18 protein-coding genes are annotated in these 17,347 nt (G+C 65.6%); 8 read left to right on the top strand and 10 right to left on the bottom strand.

Annotated elements, in window-relative coordinates; genetic code table 11:
* The first annotated feature begins 16 nt into the window (after positions 1-16).
* Positions 17-793, top strand: coding sequence for a S9 family peptidase (locus tag NNX34_RS13000; RefSeq protein ID WP_255766943.1), 777 nt, complete (start codon positions 17-19; stop codon positions 791-793).
* On the opposite strand, the gene NNX34_RS12995 is transcribed toward NNX34_RS13000, so the two are convergent.
* From NNX34_RS12995 to NNX34_RS12980, 4 genes are all read right to left on the bottom strand, one after another.
* A complete protein-coding gene (locus tag NNX34_RS12995; protein WP_370647058.1) occupies positions 790-1,386 on the bottom strand; it encodes a 2'-5' RNA ligase family protein in 597 nt (198 codons plus the stop codon). The genes NNX34_RS13000 and NNX34_RS12995 overlap by 4 nt on opposite strands.
* A 4-nt stretch (positions 1,387-1,390) precedes the next feature.
* Positions 1,391-2,425: a tryptophan--tRNA ligase gene (gene trpS / locus NNX34_RS12990; protein WP_255766942.1), complete on the bottom strand. Its 1,035-nt coding sequence runs from the start codon at positions 2,423-2,425 to the stop codon at positions 1,391-1,393.
* Positions 2,426-2,436: 11 nt separating this feature from the next.
* Positions 2,437-3,330 (bottom strand): exodeoxyribonuclease III, encoded by an 894-nt coding sequence (locus tag NNX34_RS12985; protein ID WP_304659958.1) that lies wholly within the window; start codon positions 3,328-3,330, stop codon positions 2,437-2,439.
* An 83-nt stretch (positions 3,331-3,413) separates the two neighbouring features.
* A complete protein-coding gene (locus NNX34_RS12980) occupies positions 3,414-3,917 on the bottom strand; it encodes a hypothetical protein (protein WP_255766940.1) in 504 nt (167 codons plus the stop codon).
* 112 nt (positions 3,918-4,029) lie between these two features.
* Between NNX34_RS12980 and NNX34_RS12975 the strand changes: the two genes are divergently transcribed.
* Complete coding sequence (locus tag NNX34_RS12975) at positions 4,030-4,551, top strand: O-acetyl-ADP-ribose deacetylase (RefSeq protein ID WP_255766939.1); 522 nt, start codon at positions 4,030-4,032, stop codon at positions 4,549-4,551.
* A gap of 7 nt (positions 4,552-4,558) precedes the next feature.
* Here the strand turns inward: NNX34_RS12975 and NNX34_RS12970 are convergent, their stop codons facing one another.
* The 5 genes from NNX34_RS12970 to glyA form a co-directional block, all read right to left on the bottom strand.
* Positions 4,559-5,392, bottom strand: a complete 834-nt coding sequence (locus NNX34_RS12970) for an ABC transporter permease (protein ID WP_255766938.1) — start codon at positions 5,390-5,392, stop codon at positions 4,559-4,561.
* Positions 5,389-6,282, bottom strand: coding sequence for an ABC transporter permease (locus NNX34_RS12965; RefSeq protein WP_255766937.1), 894 nt, complete (start codon positions 6,280-6,282; stop codon positions 5,389-5,391). The genes NNX34_RS12970 and NNX34_RS12965 overlap by 4 nt, the downstream gene beginning before the upstream one ends.
* Entirely contained in the window at positions 6,275-7,252 is a 978-nt protein-coding gene (locus NNX34_RS12960) for an ABC transporter ATP-binding protein (protein ID WP_255766936.1), read from the bottom strand. The genes NNX34_RS12965 and NNX34_RS12960 overlap by 8 nt, the downstream gene beginning before the upstream one ends.
* 67 nt (positions 7,253-7,319) lie before the next feature.
* On the bottom strand, positions 7,320-8,312 hold the full coding sequence (locus tag NNX34_RS12955) for a bifunctional methylenetetrahydrofolate dehydrogenase/methenyltetrahydrofolate cyclohydrolase (RefSeq protein ID WP_255766935.1): 993 nt from the start codon (positions 8,310-8,312) through the stop codon (positions 7,320-7,322).
* Positions 8,313-8,314: 2 nt separating this feature from the next.
* Positions 8,315-9,598, bottom strand: a complete 1,284-nt coding sequence (glyA, locus tag NNX34_RS12950) for a serine hydroxymethyltransferase (RefSeq protein ID WP_255766934.1) — start codon at positions 9,596-9,598, stop codon at positions 8,315-8,317.
* 283 nt (positions 9,599-9,881) lie between these two features.
* Between glyA and NNX34_RS12945 the strand changes: the two genes are divergently transcribed.
* Positions 9,882-10,952 (top strand): FAD-dependent oxidoreductase, encoded by a 1,071-nt coding sequence (locus NNX34_RS12945; protein WP_255766933.1) that lies wholly within the window; start codon positions 9,882-9,884, stop codon positions 10,950-10,952.
* Here the strand turns inward: NNX34_RS12945 and NNX34_RS12940 are convergent.
* Complete coding sequence (locus NNX34_RS12940; protein ID WP_255766932.1) at positions 10,927-11,466, bottom strand: GNAT family N-acetyltransferase; 540 nt, start codon at positions 11,464-11,466, stop codon at positions 10,927-10,929. The genes NNX34_RS12945 and NNX34_RS12940 overlap by 26 nt on opposite strands.
* 54 nt (positions 11,467-11,520) lie before the next feature.
* On the opposite strand from NNX34_RS12940, the gene purU reads away from it, so the two are divergent.
* The 5 genes from purU to mmsB all read left to right on the top strand — a co-directional run bounded on the left by purU (position 11,521) and on the right by mmsB (position 17,319).
* Complete coding sequence (purU, locus tag NNX34_RS12935) at positions 11,521-12,390, top strand: formyltetrahydrofolate deformylase (RefSeq protein WP_255766931.1); 870 nt, start codon at positions 11,521-11,523, stop codon at positions 12,388-12,390.
* A gap of 64 nt (positions 12,391-12,454) precedes the next feature.
* Positions 12,455-12,982, top strand: a complete 528-nt coding sequence (locus NNX34_RS12930) for a gamma carbonic anhydrase family protein (protein WP_255766930.1) — start codon at positions 12,455-12,457, stop codon at positions 12,980-12,982.
* 50 nt (positions 12,983-13,032) lie between these two features.
* Entirely contained in the window at positions 13,033-14,247 is a 1,215-nt protein-coding gene (locus NNX34_RS12925; RefSeq protein ID WP_255766929.1) for an ROK family transcriptional regulator, read from the top strand.
* 211 nt (positions 14,248-14,458) lie between these two features.
* Positions 14,459-16,030 carry a multiple monosaccharide ABC transporter ATP-binding protein gene (mmsA, locus tag NNX34_RS12920; protein WP_255766928.1) on the top strand — a complete coding sequence of 524 codons (1,572 nt, stop codon included), beginning with the start codon at positions 14,459-14,461 and terminating at the stop codon, positions 16,028-16,030.
* Positions 16,027-17,319, top strand: a complete 1,293-nt coding sequence (mmsB, locus tag NNX34_RS12915; RefSeq protein ID WP_255766927.1) for a multiple monosaccharide ABC transporter permease — start codon at positions 16,027-16,029, stop codon at positions 17,317-17,319. Before mmsA ends, mmsB begins: the two co-directional genes overlap by 4 nt.
* Positions 17,320-17,347: the final 28 nt, after the last annotated feature.

Here is a 17,347-nt window from a genome sequence, read left to right as displayed (position 1 = left end):
TCGATAGAGTTGCTCCATGCCTTCGTTTGAATCTGTGTCCTTTCCCGGCGTCAACGGGACCACGCTCTCCGGAACCCTCGATGTCCCCGACGGCGGTGCCCGCGCCTGGGCGGTCTTTTGCCACGGCTTCACGCTGGGAAAGAACAGCGCCGCGGCCTCCCGGATTTCCAAGGCCCTGGCCGGCCACGGCATCGGGGTGCTCCGCTACGACGCCGCGGGGCTGGGCAGCTCCACCGGCAGGTGGGAAGACGGCAGCTTCAGTACCAAGGTGGCAGATGTGCTCAGTGCCTGCGGCTTCATGGCGGATACCGGCCGCCCGGTCTCCCTGCTGGTCGGACATTCGCTCGGCGGCGCGGCCGTCCTGGCGGCCGCTTCACGGGTTCCCGGACTGGACGCCGTCGTCACCATTGCCGCGCCCTTCCGTCCCTCACATGTGGTCCACCTCTTTGAATCGGAGCTGGACCGGATCCACGAAGAGGGTTCGGCAGCCGTGGATCTGGGCGGCGGGGAACTGGAAATCCGCCGCCACCTGATTGAGGACCTGCGCGGTCATGACCTCACGGACAGCATCAAGGAGCTGCACCTGCCCCTGCTGGTGATGCACTCCCCCACCGACAACACCGTGGGCATCGACAACGCGAGCGAGATCTTCCGGACGGCACGGCATCCCCGGAATTTCATTTCGCTGGAAGGCAGCGACCATCTGATGGTGGACCGGGCCCAGACAGCGCGTGCAGCGGCAATCATCGCCGCGTGGGCCGGCACCTATCTTGATCTGGGCAGGGAGTCCTAGTCCGGCTGTTTCCCGGATCCGAGCCGGACGTGCTCCTGCAGCTTCCACAGGCCGGTGGCATCGTGCTCGTAAAGGCCCACGCAATCCACCGTAAAGCCTGCGGAATAGCGGTCCAGCCGGCGGACGGCCTCGTCCATGCTCTGCTCGCTGACATCGTGCGCCACCGTAACGTGCGGGTGGAACGGGAAGGCCAGGTCCCGGGCCAGCGGGCCGCTCTGGAGCTCCTTATGCAGCGCCGTGCACTCGTCAAAGCCCTCCTCGACGTTCAGGAAGACCACCGGCGAAACCGGCCGGAAGGTGGCGGTCCCCTCCAGCGTCACCCGGAACGGTTCCTGCGCCGCGGCGACCTTGCGCACATGCCGCAACGTCGCTTCCCAGTCATCCGTTTCCGTGGTCGTGACCAAGGTGATGTGGGCAGGGATCAGTGCCGCCATGGGATCCCCGAAGGATGCCCGTGCCGCCTTCAGCTCGCTCGCCATCGGCTCCGGAACCGCAATCACGATCCCCACGCAGCGCGCATCGCATTGAGGAGCGTGGCTGCCGTTCATGCTGCCGGCTGCCATGGCCTGGTCGTAGGATTCGGAGATTCTCATGGGATTACGCGGTAACGCTGCCCAGCGGCAGGAAGCCGACCTTGTTGTACACGTCCGCGAGGGTCACCGAAGCCGATTCCCGCGCCTTGGCGGCACCCACTGCGAGCAGGCGGTCCAGCTCGGCCGGATCGTCCAGCAGGTGCAGTGCACGTTCACGGATGGGCCGGATGTGTTCGGTGACGACCTCCGCGAGGTCCACCTTCAGGTGTCCGTACATCTTCCCCTCGTACTCCTTCTCCAGTGTTTCGACGCTGCGTCCGCTGATCAGGGAGTAGATGGACAGCAGGTTCGAAACCCCGGGCTTGGCGTCCCGGTCGAAGCGGATCTCGCTGCCGTCGTCGGTCACGGCCGATTTGATCCGCTTGGCTATGACCTTGTCCTCATCGAGGAGGTTGATCAGGCCTGCCGGCGATGCGGCGGACTTGGACATCTTCGCCGAAGGGTTCTGCAGGTCGTAGATCTTGGCTGCTTCTTTTTGGATAAAGACCTCGGGCACCACGAAGGTCTCGCCGAACCGGGTATTGAACCGCTTGGCGAGGTCCCGGCTCAGCTCCACGTGCTGCCGCTGGTCTTCGCCCACGGGCACGCCGTGCGGCTGGTAGAGCAGGATGTCGGCCACCTGCAGGATCGGGTAGGTGAACAGTCCGACGCTGGCCGAATCCGAGCCGAAGCGCTGCTGCTTGTCCTTGAACTGCGTCATGCGGGAGGCCTCGCCGAATCCGGTGAGGCAGTTCAGCACCCAGGCCAGCTGGGCGTGTTCGGGCACCTGGGACTGGACGAACAGAGTGGCCTTGTCGACGTCGACGCCGCCCGCGATGTACTGGGCAGCGGTGACGCGGGTGCGCTTGCGCAGGTCCGCGGGATCCTGGGGCACCGTGATGGCGTGCAGATCCGGGATGAAGAAGTAGGCGTCGTATTCGTCCTGGAGCCGTACCCAGTTCACCAAGGCGCCGAGGTAGTTGCCCAGATGCAGGGAATCCGCGGACGGCTGCATGCCCGAGAGGATGCGCCGGCGGCTGCTGGAAGACTCAGATGTCATGGAGGAAACCCTTAGAACTGGTAGTCGATCACTACTGGAGCGTGGTCTGAGAAGCGCGAGTCGTACGTGGGGGCACGGTCGACGACGGCGGTGACGGCGCGTGCCGCCAGCTCCGGCGTGGCCATGTGGTAATCGATCCGCCAACCGGAGTCATTGTCGAACGCCTGTCCGCGCCAGCTCCACCAGGTGTAGGGTCCGTTGACCTCGCCGGCCAGGGACCGGTGGACGTCGGTGTAACCGATCTCTTCGCCGAAGAAGCGGTCAAAGTAGGCACGTTCCTCGGGCAGGAAACCTGCGCGCTTGACGTTGCCCTTCCAGTTCTTGATGTCCAGGGGCGTGTGTCCCACATTCAGGTCCCCCACCACCAGCACGAAGTCGCTCGTCTGTGCCAGGGCCGGAAGCCGGGCGGCCATCGTGTCGAGGAAGCGGTACTTGTCCACCTGCTTGGGCGTATCCACCTCGCCGGAATGGACGTAGGCGCTGACGACGGTGAGGATCTTCTCTTCTCCCGCGACGGCAACCTTGAAGTCCGCCTCCACCCAGCGGCCCGAACGTGCGAAGTACTCGTCGCCAATGTGTTCCCGGACGGCCACGGGCTCCGTGCGGGAGGCGATGGCAACACCGGCACGGCCCTTTGCATCGAGGCATTCGGCGTGCTGGACGTGCCAGGTATCACCGAGCAGGTCCTTCAGGATCGCGTCGGGGGCGCGCACCTCCTGCAGGCACAGGATGTCCACATCGCGTCCTGCCAGCCAATCGGCCATGCCCCGCTTGTAGGCGGCGCGGATGCCGTTGACGTTCACGGACGCAATGCGCAGCGTTTCCCCGGAACTGTCCACAGTCCCTGTTGATGCCGTCCCTGTTGATGCCGTCCCTGTTGATGCCGAACTCACGCGAATAACCATACTCCTCAGTAGCTGTTCATCCCGAAACGGCCGTCCCCGGCACGCCGCGTCGATGCGGCGCTTCCGGAAGCGGCAGGCGGGAACTAGTCGACTATGGTGCCTTCGACGGACCCGCCGTCGTCCTTCTTGATCATGCCACGGCCGTTGTGCGCCGTGATCTCGATGGTCTCCAGCGCGCGGTCCACCATTTCGCGGTCAGTGTCCAGGTTTTGGGCAATGACATTCGCCTGGACCTGGATGATCTTGAAGCTGTGGTCCAGTTTCTGGTCGCGCACAGTAGTGCTTTCGTCGACAATCTGGACGCCGCCCCGGGGAGCAAGGCCGGCAGTGGCTTCGGCGAGCTTTGCGGTGGCCTTGCGCGTGGCACTCCGAACGGAGAACACAACGAACGTAGCGAGGAACAGCCAGCCGAGGGACACAATAACCACTATCCAACCGATGACGTCATTCTGGTTGGCGGCGAAAACCACTGCCACCAGGAAGACAATGAGCATCACGACGATGCCCGTAGAGCCCATCTTGCGGCTAATGCCGCGGCCGGGCGAGGACGAGGACGACGGCATCTGGCCGTTTCGGATCGACTGCATGGTTTTATTCTCTCAAACTCGGACAGGTGCCCGGTGCCGCGTTCGCTCTGCGCTGGTGCCTGCCTCCCCCCGGCGGTGGAAAACGGGGCAGCTGCAGTGGCAGACTGGCTCGATGCAGATCACGATCGCCACCGGTGACATCACCACCCGGGATACCGACGTCGTCGTCAATGCCGCCAACTCATCGCTGCTGGGCGGCGGCGGGGTGGACGGCGCCATCCATCGCGCGGCAGGCCCGCAGCTCCTGGCAGCCTGCCGGGAGCTGCGGAAAACATCACTGCCGCAGGGACTGCCCACCGGCCGGTCCGTCGCTACCGAGGCGTTCAACCTGCCGGCCCGGTGGGTGGTGCACACCGTGGGACCCAACGCCGGGGCAGGGGAAACGGACCCGGAGCTGCTGAGGTCATGTTTCCGCACTGCCCTGGCCGCGGCCGAGGACCTGGGCGCCGAGAGCATTTCCTTTCCCGCCGTCAGCGCCGGCATTTACGGCTGGGACCCGGAGACCGTGGCCGGGATCGGGCTGCAGGAGCTCCTGGACCACACCCCGGGGACGTTGAAGCGCGCGGAGTTCGTGCTGTTCAACGACCGCCTGGCCGGAATCTTCGCCCGCAAGTATGAGCAGCTGGCCGGCTGACCGGCAGTTATTTCAGGAACAGCGCCCGGAGCCTATGAGTGGTAAGGGTCAGGCCCAGCACAATCATCACCACGAAGTAGAGCAAGTGCCCTGCCGTCCCCCAGCTGAAGATGCCGACGCTGATCTGCCGGAGCAGTTCCACGCCGTGCCAGAGCGGCAGCGCCTGGATCACGGACTGCACCGCCTCGGGGTAGACGCTCAGCGGGTAGAAGGTGGCAGAGAGCAGGAACATGGGCAGCATGAGCATTTGGATCCAGTCCATTTGCTGGAACGTCTTCATGTAACTGGTCACGGCCATCCCGAAGGAGGCGAAGCCGAACGCGATCACCACGGCTGCCGGAATCATCAGCAGCGCCCAGGGCGAGGTGATCAGTCCCATGGCGCCCATCACGGCGGTAAAGCCCGTGGCGTAGAGGGCACCGCGGAGCAGGGCCAGGAAGATCTCCCCCATCGCGACGTCCAGCGGACCCAGCGGCGTCGAGAGCATGCCCTCATAGAGGCGGGCGTAGTTGAGCTTGAAGAACACGTTCATGGTGGAGTCATACACCGCGCCGTTCATCGCGGAGACTGCCAGCAGCGCCGGTGCAATGAAGTTGGCATACTCCATTTCCTGCCCGCCCGGGCCGGTGACCGCCCCCACCAGGGCACCCAGGCCAATGCCCATGGCCACCAGGTACAGCACCGGTTCGACGAACCCGCTGACCATGATGCTCCAGTTGGTGCCCCACGTGGCCTTCAGCCCGCGGGCAATCACGGCACGGATGTTCCGCCCGTACAGCGAGCCGAGGAACCGGTCCTGCGGTACAAGCATCGTGGGCGCCGTGCGGTTTTCGATGCTCATCCGTCGAGCCTCCTCGTGAAGTTCCGCCGGGCCAGCTGCAGCCCGCCGAGGGTTAGGACCAGCAGGTACACCACGTGGACGGCGGTCATGGCTGCCGGTTCCGGGTGCCCGTAGCTGAGCACCCGGCCCAGTTCAGTGGAATGCCAGAGCGGTGAGATCCAGCCGATCCAGCGGACGGCCAGCGGCAGCGACTCCAGCGGAAAGAAGGTGCCGGAGAACAGGAACAACGGCATCACGATGAACCGCTGGACCAAGGCGAACTGCCCCTTGTCCTCTTTCAGGGTGGCGCTGAAGGCCATCAGCGGCATCCCGAAGGCCAGTCCGGCCAGCAGTGCGGTGAAGATCATCAGCCAGCCGGTTGCGGGCTGCGCAACCGCACCGAAGAGCACCAGGAACAGGTAGTAGATGCCTGTGGTCAGCAGGATGCGGACGGTCAGTCCCAGGACATGTCCGACGGCAATCTGCCCGCTGGAGAGCGGGGAGGCATTGGGTCCGTAGTAGGTGCGGTGCCATTTGAACCCGCCCATGACGGTGTAGGTGTTTTCCTCGCTGGAGACCATCAGGGCGGCGGTTGCCACGAGGGCCGGTCCCAGGAACATCAGGTAGGACACCGTCGAGCCGTTGGCGCCCGGGAAACCCGCATTCGAGTTCCCGTCGATCAGCACGGCCAGGCCCGTGCCCATGCCCAGCAGGTAGACCAGCGGCGTGCCAATGGCGGTCATCAGCACGGTCCCCTGATAGCCCCGCATCCGCCGGACCCACATGTCTGCGTAGTAGAAGGAGCCGAAGCGCCGCGCCCTGGCGGCGGTTTGGCGTGGGGTCAGCGGCGACCGCAGCCCGAGCACCTCATGGCGCTGGACGCCGGGGTCGGCGGCTTCGGGCTTACTCAACGAGGCTCCTACCCGTGAGGCGGAGGAACACGTCTTCCAGCGAGGAGCGGCGCACCAGCGACGTGATGGGCCGCAGCCCCCGGCTCGTGACGGCATCCAGCGCGGCTTCGCCGTCGTCTGCGTAGATCAGTACCCGGTCCGGGAGGGTCTCCAGCCGCTCGCCGATTCCCTCAAGCTCGCCGGCCACAGTGGTGTTCCGCTCGGATCCGAACCGCAGCTCCACCACCTCGCGGGTGGAGTACTCGCGGATCAGGGCGGCCGGGGAACCCTCGGCCATGATGGCCCCCTTGTCCACCACGATCAGCCGGTCGCACAGCTGCTCCGCCTCGTCCATGTAGTGGGTGGTGAGGATCAGCGTGACGCCGGCTTCCTTGAGCCGGAACAACCGGTCCCAGAGGATGTGCCGGGCCTGCGGATCCAGTCCGGTGGTCGGTTCGTCCAACAGCAGGATCTTCGGGTCGTTGATCAGGGACCGGGCAATGGTCAGGCGCCGCTTCATTCCCCCGGAGAGGGACTCCACGCGGGACTTCGCCTTGTCCGTGAGCTGCGCGAATTCCAGCAGTTCGTCTGCCTTGGGCTGCAGGTAGCTCTTGGGCAGGCCGAAGTAGCGGCCGTAGGCTATGAGGTTGTCCCGCACACGCAGGTCCTCGTCCAGGTTGTCCTGCTGGGGCACAACGCCCAGGTGGGCGCGGACTTCGGGGCCGTACCGGTTCGGATCCAGGCCCATAATGCTCAGGTCTCCGGCGGTGCGCTGGGAGACGCCGCCGATCATCTTCATGGTGGTGGATTTCCCCGCGCCGTTGGGCCCGAGGAGCCCGAAGGACTCCCCCGGCGGAACGTCAAAGGAGATGCCGTTGACGGCGGTGAAATCACCGTAGGACTTGGTCAGGTTCCGTGCGGAAATGACAAAGTCGGAGCGGGTTTCGGGGACGGTTTTGCTTGATGTGATCTGCGACACTTGAGACAGCATAGTGGACGCAGGACGGGGCCGGTGCATGTCGCTGCGCACCGGCCCCGTCAACTGCTCCGATTTGGTCCTAGACCAGGATTCCGGCCTGCCGTTCGGCGGCTTCCACCACGTTCGCCAGCAGCATTGCGCGGGTCATCGGGCCCACGCCGCCGGGGTTGGGCGAGATCCAGGAGGCGACGTCGGCCGCTGCCGGTTCGACGTCGCCGGTCAGCGTTGTTTCCCCGGTTTCCGGATCGGTGACCCGGGTGACGCCGACGTCCAGCACGATCGCGCCGGGCTTGAGCTCCTCGGCCCGGATCATTTCCGGGAAGCCGGCCGCGGCGACCACCACGTCGGCTGCCTGCAGGTGCTCGAACAGGTCCGCGGTCCCGGTGTGCGCCAGCGTGACCGTGGCGTTGATCGGACGGCGGGTCAACAGCAGGCCGAGCGGCCGCCCGACGGTGACGCCGCGTCCGACCACGAGGACCTTCTTGCCGTTCAGCGAAATCCCGTTGCGGACCAGCAGCTGCACGATCCCGTGCGGCGTGCAGGGCAGCGGCGACGTCATCGGTTCGCTGACGTTGAGCACCAGGCGGCCCAGGTTGACCGGGTGCAGCCCGTCCGCATCCTTCTCCGGGGCGATCCGCTCCAGGATGGCATTGGCATCGATGTGCGCCGGCAGCGGCAGCTGCACAATGTACCCGGTGGTGGCCGGGTCCTCGTTCAGCTCGTCAATGACCTTTTCCAGGTCTGCCTGGCTGATGTCGCCCGGTAGGTCCCGGCGGATGGAGTTAATCCCCACCTGTTTGCAGTCCTTATGCTTGCCGCCCACGTAGGAGTGGCTGGCGGGGTCATCGCCCACCAGCACCGTCCCCAACCCCGGAGTGACGCCGTGCTCTTCCTTCAGCACGCGCACCCGTTCGGTCAGGTCCTCCTTGATCTCCCGGGCGGCGGCACGGCCGTCGAGGATCTTCGCCGCAACCGGAGTGCCGAAATCGGTCTTTTCCTTGACGTCCCAGCCGAGGTTCACGCTGGCGTCCTCGCCGGTCACGGCGCCCTCCATATTGGTTCCTTTCTCCACGGTTACCATTCCTCCTGTCCGGGGTAAAGCGGGAAATTGTCTGCCAGCGCCCGTACGCGGCCCCGCAGGACCTCGACGTCGGGAGCGGGTTTCAGTGCGGCGGCAATGATCTCGGCAACCTCGGTGAATTCCGGGGCGCCGAAGCCGCGGGTTGCGAGCGCCGGGGTGCCGATCCGCAGGCCGGACGTGACCATCGGCGGCCGCGGGTCGAAGGGTACGGAGTTACGGTTCACCGTGATGCCCACGGAATCAAGCAGGTCTTCGGCCTGCTTTCCGTCCAGGGCGGAGTGCCGCAGGTCCACCAGGATCAGGTGGACGTCCGTGCCGCCGGTGAGCACTGAAACGCCGTGTTCGGCTACATCCGCTGCGTTCAGGCGGTCGGCAATGATCCGCGCACCCTCGAGCACGCGTTCCTGCCGTTCCCGGAACTCCTCGGTGCCGGCGATCTTAAAGGCCACGGCCTTCGCGGCGATCACGTGCATCAGCGGGCCGCCCTGCTGGCCGGGGAAAACGGCGGAGTTCAGCCTCTTCGCGTATTCCTTTTTCGCCAGGATCATTCCCGAGCGCGGCCCGGCAAGGGTCTTGTGCACGGTGGAGGTGACGACGTCCGACACCGGCACCGGGTTGGGGTGCAGTCCCGCGGCCACCAGCCCGGCAAAATGTGCCATGTCGGTCCAGAGATAGGCACCAACTTCATCGGCAATGGAGCGGAAGGCCTCGAAGTCCAACTGCCGCGGGTAGGCGGACCAGCCGGCGACAATAACCTGCGGGCGTTCCGCCAGCGCCTGTTCACGGACCCGCTCCATGTCCACCCGGTAGGTCTGCTCGTCCACCCCGTAGGCCGCGACGTCGTACAGCTTGCCGGAGAAGTTCAGTTTCATGCCGTGGGTAAGGTGCCCGCCGTGGGCCAGGTTCAGCCCCATCAGTTTCTCGCCCGGTGCCATCAGGGCCGCGAGCGCGGCAGCATTGGCCTGCGCGCCGGAGTGCGGCTGGACGTTGGCGAACTCCGCACCGAACAGGGCCTTCACCCGCTCGATGGCTAGGTTCTCGGCCACGTCCACATGTTCGCAGCCGCCGTAGTAGCGGCGCCCGGGGTAGCCCTCGGCGTACTTGTTGGTGAGGACGGAGCCGGAGGTTTCCAAGACGGCGCGCGGGGCGAAGTTCTCGGAGGCGATCATCTCGAGGGTGCTGCGCTGGCGGGACAATTCATCATTCAGGACCGCTGCTATTTCGGGATCAACATCGATAAGCGGCGCGTTGGTGACGGACTGGGTGGATACTCTCACGTGGGATCTCCTGGGAAGGGGTTCTCTATAGGTCAGGCTACCTGTCGGGGCATAGGCCGGGCATGGCACAACAGTTTCGCGCGTGACCCGCGGCCCAGGCGTGCGATCCGTGGTCGTTAGGACACCCCCGCAGGGGTGCCGTGCCGCTTCCTGGTGGTAATCCACCTAACGCCAGTCGCGACGCTCTCCATCCTAGCCTCACCTGTCCCCCGTCTGCAGGGCTTCGGCGGAATAGCCGCAATGCCCGGACCGTTACCGTTCTCAGGAACGAAGGAGTGCACAGGTGGAAACGGACATACTCGTGATCGGAGCCGGCCAGGCCGGGCTCAGCGCCGCTTATCACCTGCGCCGCCGCGGCCTGGAGCCCGGCGCCGGCTTCACCGTGCTGGACGCGAACCCCGGGCCGGGCGGAGCCTGGCGCCACCGATGGGATTCGCTGACCTTCGGTACGGCGCACGCCCTGCATGATCTCCCGGGGATGCCGCTGGGCTCGCCCGATCCCGCCGAACCCGCTTCCGCCGTCGTCACCAGGTACTACGGACGCTATGAGCAGGAGTTCGGGCTCGACGTCGTCCGGCCGGTCTCCGTGGCGGCGGTGGCGGAGGGTGACGGCGGCAGGCTCACGGTCCGTGCCGTGGATGGCCGCGAGTGGCAGGCCCGCACGGTCATCAACGCCACGGGCACGTGGGACCGGCCGTATTGGCCCTATTACCCCGGGCGGGAGTCCTTCCGCGGGCGGCAGCTGCATACCCGGGACTTTCGCAGCGTGGCTGACTTTGCCGGGCAGCGGGTCCTTGTGGTCGGCGGCGGCACCTCCGCCGTGCAGTTCCTGCTGCAGCTGCAGCGTGCCGGTGTGGAAACCGTCTGGTCCACCCGCCGGCCGCCGGAATTCACCCTCCGCCCGTTCGACTCCGAGTGGGGGCGGGCCGTGGAAGCGAAAGTCAGCGCCAGGACCCGTGCCGGCCTGCCGCCGCTGAGCGTCGTTTCCGCTACGGGCCTGCCGCTGACGGATGAATACCGGCGGGGCATTGAGGACGGGGTGCTCGTGTCGCGCGGACAGATCGGCCGCCTGACCACCTCCGGAGTTGTTTTCGCAGACGGGTCCGCCGAGGCCGTGGACACTGTCCTCTGGGCCACCGGCTTTCGTGCCGCCCTGGAGCATCTGGCGCCGCTGCACCTGCGCGAACCCGGCGGCGGGATCCGGATGGACGGGGTCCGCGTGGTGCGCGAGCCCCGCCTGCTGCTGGTGGGCTACGGTGAGTCCTCCTCCACGCTGGGGGCTACCCGCGCCGGCCGGGCAGCCGCGCTTGCCGCCCTGCGCCAGCCGGCTACGAAAGCAGCTCTTCCCAGTTGATGGAAGTTACCGTGCCCTGTTCCCAGTCACGGCGCAGGATGGCGTAAACCACCGTGGCAACCCTGCGCCCGTCTTCCAGCGGCCAGTCCTCCCGGTAATGCGCTTCCTTCACGAAACCTGAACGCAGCAGGGTCTTGCGCATGGCGATGTTGTCCTCGCTCGTATGGCCCGCGAAGCGGTGCGCTTCGGGATAGTCGTCGAACACCTTGCCGGTCAGGGCTTTCAACACCGGTACGCCGTTGCCCCGGCCGCGGAACTTCTCCACCAGGCGCAGGTCCAGCACCGGTGTAGTCGTTCCCAGCTCCTCCAAGATGACCAGGCCCATGCGGTGGTTGTCGCCGAACACCCAGAAGGTACTCACGCCGTCGCCGTCGAACCGTCCCTCGATCAGGAGGCGCCGCACCAGCCCCTCGGAAGGCGCCTTGATCCGGTGGTAGGGAAAGCTGTTGGTAGTGAGGAAACGTACGAGCTCTCCCTCGTCCTTGTCGGAAAACGGAAGGAACATCACATCCATGTGCCCACCCTAGGCCAGGGCACGGAAACCGGTAACCTAGCAAGGGTGACAGACATGAGCTCTCTTCCCGACGCCTCCGCCGCCAACGCCTTTACCCTGACGTTGTCCTGCCCCGACCGTCCCGGCATTGTCCATGCCGTCAGTGCTTCCCTGGTGGCGGCCGAAGGCAACATCACCGAGTCCGCGCAGTTCGGCAGTCGGGAAACCGGCTCCTTCTTTATGCGCGTGGACTTCACTTCCCCGCGCTCCTACGAGCAGGTCCATGCGGAACTCGCTGCAACGGCGTCTGCATTTGCCATGTCCTGGGAACTGCACCGCGCCGGCCGCCGGACCCGCACCCTGATCATGGCGTCCAAGTCCGGCCACTGCCTCAACGACCTGCTGTTCCAGCAGCGTGCGGGGACCCTGCCGATCGATATCCCGGCCATTGTCTCCAACCACCGCGAGCTGGAATCCCTCGCCGACTTCTACGGCGTGCCGTTCCACTATGTCCCCGTCACTCCGGACACGAAGGGCCAGGCGGAGGACCGGCTGCGCGCCCTGATGGCCGAACTGGACATTGAGCTGGTGGTCCTCGCCCGCTACATGCAGATCCTGAGCAACGACCTCTGCCGTGACCTGTCCGGGCGTGCCATCAACATCCATCACTCCTTCCTGCCCTCCTTCAAGGGAGCGAGGCCCTACCACCAGGCGCATGCCCGGGGAGTGAAGCTGATCGGTGCCACGGCGCATTACGTAACTTCGGACCTGGATGAGGGTCCCATCATCGAACAGGAAGTCATGCGGGTGGACCACGCCCGTTCGGCTGCCCAGCTGGCGGCCCTGGGCAGCGACGTAGAGGGGCGGGCACTGTCCAAGGCCGTGCAGTGGCATGCCCAGCACCGGGTCCTGCTGGACGGCGGGCGGACCATCGTCTTCAACTAGGCGGTTCCTGCTGCGGGTGCCGGCTTCCGCTAACCGGCCTCCGGGCGGCGCTACGCTGGGTGGCATGGCACACATCATTGAATTCCGGGGCAAGACCCCCGCCGTCGATCCCAGCGCCTTCCTCGCTCCCACAGCTTCGCTCATTGGCGACGTCACCATGGCAGCGGACTCCAGCGCCTTCTACGGCGCCTGCATCCGCGGTGACTCCAACAGCATCCGCGTGGGCGCCGGAACCAACCTCCAGGACAACGTGGTCCTGCATGCGGACCCGGGCTTCCCGACGTCGGTGGGCGAGCGGGTCAGCATCGGCCACAATGCCGTGGTGCACGGCTGCACGGTCGAGGATGACTGCCTGATCGGTATGAGCGCCACGATTATGAACGGTGCCGTGATCGGCGCCGGTTCCCTCGTGGCCGCCGGCGCACTGGTTCTTGAAGGTACGGTGGTCCCGCCCCGCTCGCTGGTGGCCGGCATGCCGGCAAAGGTCCGCCGCACGCTCACGGATGAGGAGTTCGCGGGAGTGAAGGCCAACGCGGAAAACTACCGGCAGACGGCTGCCGACCACCGCTCTGCCGTAGCCGCGCAACCCTAGGCTTGTGTTCACTTCTTGACTGCAAGAGTGTGATGTAGCACTCTAAACTAATGCCAGCCGATCCATCCTCGCCGTTGAGGACCACCCGCACGCCGGGGACCACCCCACCCAATCCGGGCTCGCAGAGCGCCCTGCGCGAACGCAACCGGCAGCGCATCATCCAGGCCCTTTTGGCCTCGGGTCCGTTGACGCAGGCGGAACTTTCGCGCCAGACGGGGTTGTCCCGCGCCACGGTCTCCAACATCGTGGGCGATATGAGCGAGCGTCAGCTCGTCATCACCGAACCCACCACCAGCTCCGGGCGGAGGGCGCTTTCGGTGCGGCTCAACGAGTCAGGAGCCGTTGCTGCCGGCATCGACATCGGTCGCCGGCACGTCAGGGTGATCCTGGCCTCGCTCGGCCACCGGATCCTGCAGGAGGAGTCCGTCCAGCTTCCGCTGGGCCACTCCGCAGCAGAGGGCATGGATGCCGCTGCGGCCCTGCTGGCCCGGCTGCTGCGCCGGCAGGGGGTGGACCGCAGCGCGGTCCTGGGTGCCGGCGTCGGCATCCCCGGCCCCATCGACCGTCGCACGGGCACTGTGGTCCAGGGTGCAATCCTCCCCGAGTGGGTGGGGATCAACATGCGCGAAGACCTCGCCGACCGGCTGGGTGTCCCGGTCTACATCGACAATGACGCCAACCTCGGTGCGCTGGCGGAAGTCACCTGGGGGCCGCACGGCTGCAGCGAAAACCTGATCTTCATCAAGGTTGCCTCCGGCATCGGCGCCGGGCTGGTCATCAACGGTTCGCTCTACTACGGCAATGTCGGTATCACCGGAGAAATCGGCCACGCCACCATCTTCGACCAGGGGCTGATCTGCCGGTGCGGCAACCGCGGCTGCCTGGAAACCATCGCCTCGACCTCCATCATGATCGAGCTGCTGAGCCGCGCTTCCAACGGCACCGTCACCACCGCGGACATCCTTTCACGGGCCGCCGGAAAGGATCCGGCCACCCTGCGCGTCATTGACGACGCCGGCGTTGCGGTCGGCCGCGCGGCCGCCAACCTCGCGAACACCCTGAATCCGGAACTCATCATCATCGGCGGTTCGCTGACCGACCTCGGCGACACGTTCCTGGACCCGATCCGCCGCGGCCTGCTGCGGCACGCCGTTCCCCTCGTCGGCGAAACCTCCACCGTGCTTATGTCCTCGCTCGGGGACCGTGCCGAAGCCCTGGGAGCAGCGGCACTCGTTCTCCAGGAGCAGGGAACCAAGGCTGCGTAGTACCTGCCCGGCGGCCCGCAAACTACCCGAAACCGCTCCTGTTGCGTTCAAGACTTGACGGCAGTGCCTGTGACCGTGGTAACTTCCTTACGGCCCACTCTGTGGGCCGTATCACGACAAAGAGGTCACACGGAGGCACTCATGCGAGCAGAAGCAGCTCCGGCAGTCGGCGCGCGGTGCGCTCCCTGCCATCACGGCAGGGACAATACGCATGTCGTCTAGTCCATTCATTCTGGAAATGCACTCCATCACCAAGGAGTTCCCCGGCGTCAAGGCCCTCGCGGATGTGGCCCTGAACGTCCGGGCCGGCGAAATCCACGCCATCTGCGGAGAAAACGGCGCAGGAAAATCCACGCTGATGAAGGTCCTCTCCGGCGTCTACCCCCACGGTACGTACACCGGAGAAATCGTCTTCCAGGGCAAGCCCGTCCAGTTCCGCGATATCCGGTCCAGCGAAGCCGCGGGAATTGTCATCATCCACCAGGAACTGGCGCTGATTCCCGAACTCTCCATTGCCGAGAACATTTTCCTGGGCAATGAACCCACCCGGTTCGGCGTCATCGACTGGGACAAGGTCAACTTCGACACCCTGGACCTCATGGAACGGGTCGGACTCCAGGAAGACCCCACCACGCCCATCAAGGATCTGGGCGTGGGCAAGCAGCAGCTGGTGGAGATCGCCAAGGCGCTGAACAAGCGGGTACAGCTGCTGATCCTCGACGAGCCCACCGCAGCGCTCAATGAGACCGATTCCCAGCACCTGCTGGGCCTGATGTCAGGCCTGCGGGACAAGGGCATCTCCTGCATCATGATCTCGCACAAGCTCAATGAAATTGAGCAGATTGCAGATTCCATCACCATCATCCGCGACGGCCGCTCGGTCGAGACGATCGACGTCGCCGCCGAAGGCGCGGACGAAGACCGCATCATCCGCGGCATGGTGGGCCGTTCGCTGGAGTCCCGGTTCCCGGACCACACCCCGACGATCGGTGAAACGTTCTTCGAGGTCCGCGGTTGGACCGTGGGCCACCCCTCCGTCGCGGACCGCCTGGTCTGCAAGGGCGCGGACTTCCACGTAAAACGCGGCGAGATTGTCGGATTCGCCGGACTGATGGGCGCCGGACGCACCGAGCTGGCCCGTTCCATTTTCGGCCGCTCCTACGGCAACTTCATCTCCGGCCAGATCATCAAGGACGGCAAGGAGATCACCCTCAAGACGGTGCACTCCGCGATTAACCATGGCCTGGCCTACGTCACTGAAGACCGCAAGACCCTGGGCCTGAACCTCCTGGACGACATCAAGGCCACCACGGTTTCGGCAGACCTCAAAAAGATCACCCGGGGCCTGGTTGTCGACAACGACGCCGAGTTCCGCCACGCGGAGGAATACCGCAAGAGCCTGCGCACCAAGGCACCCACTGTCGATGAGGGCGTTTCCAAGCTCTCCGGCGGCAACCAGCAGAAGGTTGTCCTGGCCAAGTGGATGTTCACCGACCCGGACCTGCTGATCCTGGACGAACCCACCCGCGGCATCGACGTGGGCGCCAAGTACGAAATCTACGGAATCATCCAGCAGCTCGCGAACCAGGGCAAGGGAGTCATCGTGATCTCTTCTGAGCTCCCCGAGCTCCTGGGCCTCTCCGACCGCATCTACACCATCTTCGAAGGGGCGATCACCGGCGAGGTCTCCAAGGCGGAGGCCAACCAGGAGAACCTCATGAGGCTCATGACCTCCCCCGCCCGGAAGCCCGCCGACTACGCCACTCAAGGAACACTTTCATGAACGCCATCAAGCAACTCCTGGGCGGCAACGGCCGCCAATTCGGGATGATCTTCGCCTTGGCCATCCTGGTCGGCCTGTTCCAGGTCCTCACCGGAGGCAAGACCCTGACACCCACGAACATGATCAACCTGTTCAACGGCAACTCCTACATCCTGATCCTGGCCGTGGGCATGGTCTTCGTGATCATCGCCGGCCACATCGACCTCTCTGTGGGATCCGTCGCCGCGTTCTCGGGCATCGTCGTCGCAATGGCCATGCGGGACTGGGGCCTGCCCTGGTACGCGGGCATACTCCTGGGCCTGCTGGTGGGCGCCGCAATCGGCGCCTGGCAGGGCCTGTGGGTGGCGTACGTCGGAATCCCGGCGTTCATCGTGACGCTGGCAGGCATGCTGATCTTCCGCGGAGCCAACCAGTGGGTGGGCAAGTCCAACACGGTTCCGGTCCCCTCCGAATTCCAGTTCATCGGCGCAGGCTACCTGCCCGAGGGCGGCCCGATCCCCGGCTACAACAACCTGACGCTGCTGCTGGGCCTGATCCTCTGCGCCGCAGTGATCTACGGCGAAATGCGCAAGCGTTCCCGCAACGCCAAGCTGGGCACCGCCAACCCGCCTGCCTGGGTTCCGGTGGTCAAGATCGGCCTGCTCTGCGCCGTCATCCTCTACGCCACGTACCTCTTCGCCACGGGCCGTCCCGGCACGTCCTTCCCGGTCTCGGGCATCATCCTGGGCGTCCTGGTCCTCTTCTACGGCTTCGTCTCCAACAAGACCATCCTCGGCCGCCACGTCTACGCGGTGGGCGGCAACCGGCACGCAGCAGAGCTCTCCGGAGTGCAGGGCAAGAAGGTCAACTTCATGGTCATGATGAACATGTCGATCCTGGCCGCCCTGGCCGGCATGATCTTCGTGGCCCGCTCCACCGCCTCCGGTCCGTTTGACGGCACCAACTGGGAACTCGACGCCATTGCCGCCGTCTTCATCGGCGGAGCGGCCGTGTCCGGCGGCGTCGGCACCGTGGTCGGTTCCATCGTGGGCGGCCTGGTCATGGCCGTCCTGAACAACGGCCTGCAGCTGCTCGGCGTGGGCGCGGACACGACCTCCATGATCAAGGGCCTGGTCCTGCTCCTCGCCGTCGCACTGGACGTCTACAACAAGACCCAGGGCAAGCCCTCCATCACCGGACTGCTGATGCGCAACTTCGGCGGCAACAAGCCCAAGCCGGCCCCCGCCGTCGTCGACGCCACCCCGGAAATGCCTACGGGCACCAAGACCGTCATCTCCACCGACGCCTAGACCGCACCACTTACTCCGCACTATTTTC

It is taken from the genome of Arthrobacter sp. zg-Y1116, assembly GCF_024385485.1.
In the GTDB taxonomy this organism is placed as follows: domain Bacteria; phylum Actinomycetota; class Actinomycetes; order Actinomycetales; family Micrococcaceae; genus Arthrobacter_B.
Note: the sequence above shows the minus strand (reverse complement) of the source record. Positions and strands in the feature narration are given on the sequence as shown.

What these genes read in the sequence shown, in the direction of transcription:
- NNX34_RS13000 (WP_255766943.1), top strand. Translation starts at nt 17, where the DNA reads ATGCCTTCGTTTGAATCTGTGTCCTTTCCCGGCGTCAACGGGACCACG.
- NNX34_RS12995 (WP_370647058.1), bottom strand. Translation starts at nt 1,386, where the DNA reads ATGAGAATCTCCGAATCCTACGACCAGGCCATGGCAGCCGGCAGCATG.
- trpS (WP_255766942.1), bottom strand. Translation starts at nt 2,425, where the DNA reads ATGACATCTGAGTCTTCCAGCAGCCGCCGGCGCATCCTCTCGGGCATG.
- NNX34_RS12985 (WP_304659958.1), bottom strand. Translation starts at nt 3,330, where the DNA reads ATGGTTATTCGCGTGAGTTCGGCATCAACAGGGACGGCATCAACAGGG.
- NNX34_RS12980 (WP_255766940.1), bottom strand. Translation starts at nt 3,917, where the DNA reads ATGCAGTCGATCCGAAACGGCCAGATGCCGTCGTCCTCGTCCTCGCCC.
- NNX34_RS12975 (WP_255766939.1), top strand. Translation starts at nt 4,030, where the DNA reads ATGCAGATCACGATCGCCACCGGTGACATCACCACCCGGGATACCGAC.
- NNX34_RS12970 (WP_255766938.1), bottom strand. Translation starts at nt 5,392, where the DNA reads ATGAGCATCGAAAACCGCACGGCGCCCACGATGCTTGTACCGCAGGAC.
- NNX34_RS12960 (WP_255766936.1), bottom strand. Translation starts at nt 7,252, where the DNA reads ATGCTGTCTCAAGTGTCGCAGATCACATCAAGCAAAACCGTCCCCGAA.
- NNX34_RS12940 (WP_255766932.1), bottom strand. Translation starts at nt 11,466, where the DNA reads ATGGATGTGATGTTCCTTCCGTTTTCCGACAAGGACGAGGGAGAGCTC.
- purU (WP_255766931.1), top strand. Translation starts at nt 11,521, where the DNA reads ATGAGCTCTCTTCCCGACGCCTCCGCCGCCAACGCCTTTACCCTGACG.
- NNX34_RS12930 (WP_255766930.1), top strand. Translation starts at nt 12,455, where the DNA reads ATGGCACACATCATTGAATTCCGGGGCAAGACCCCCGCCGTCGATCCC.
- NNX34_RS12925 (WP_255766929.1), top strand. Translation starts at nt 13,033, where the DNA reads ATGCCAGCCGATCCATCCTCGCCGTTGAGGACCACCCGCACGCCGGGG.
- mmsA (WP_255766928.1), top strand. Translation starts at nt 14,459, where the DNA reads ATGTCGTCTAGTCCATTCATTCTGGAAATGCACTCCATCACCAAGGAG.
- mmsB (WP_255766927.1), top strand. Translation starts at nt 16,027, where the DNA reads ATGAACGCCATCAAGCAACTCCTGGGCGGCAACGGCCGCCAATTCGGG.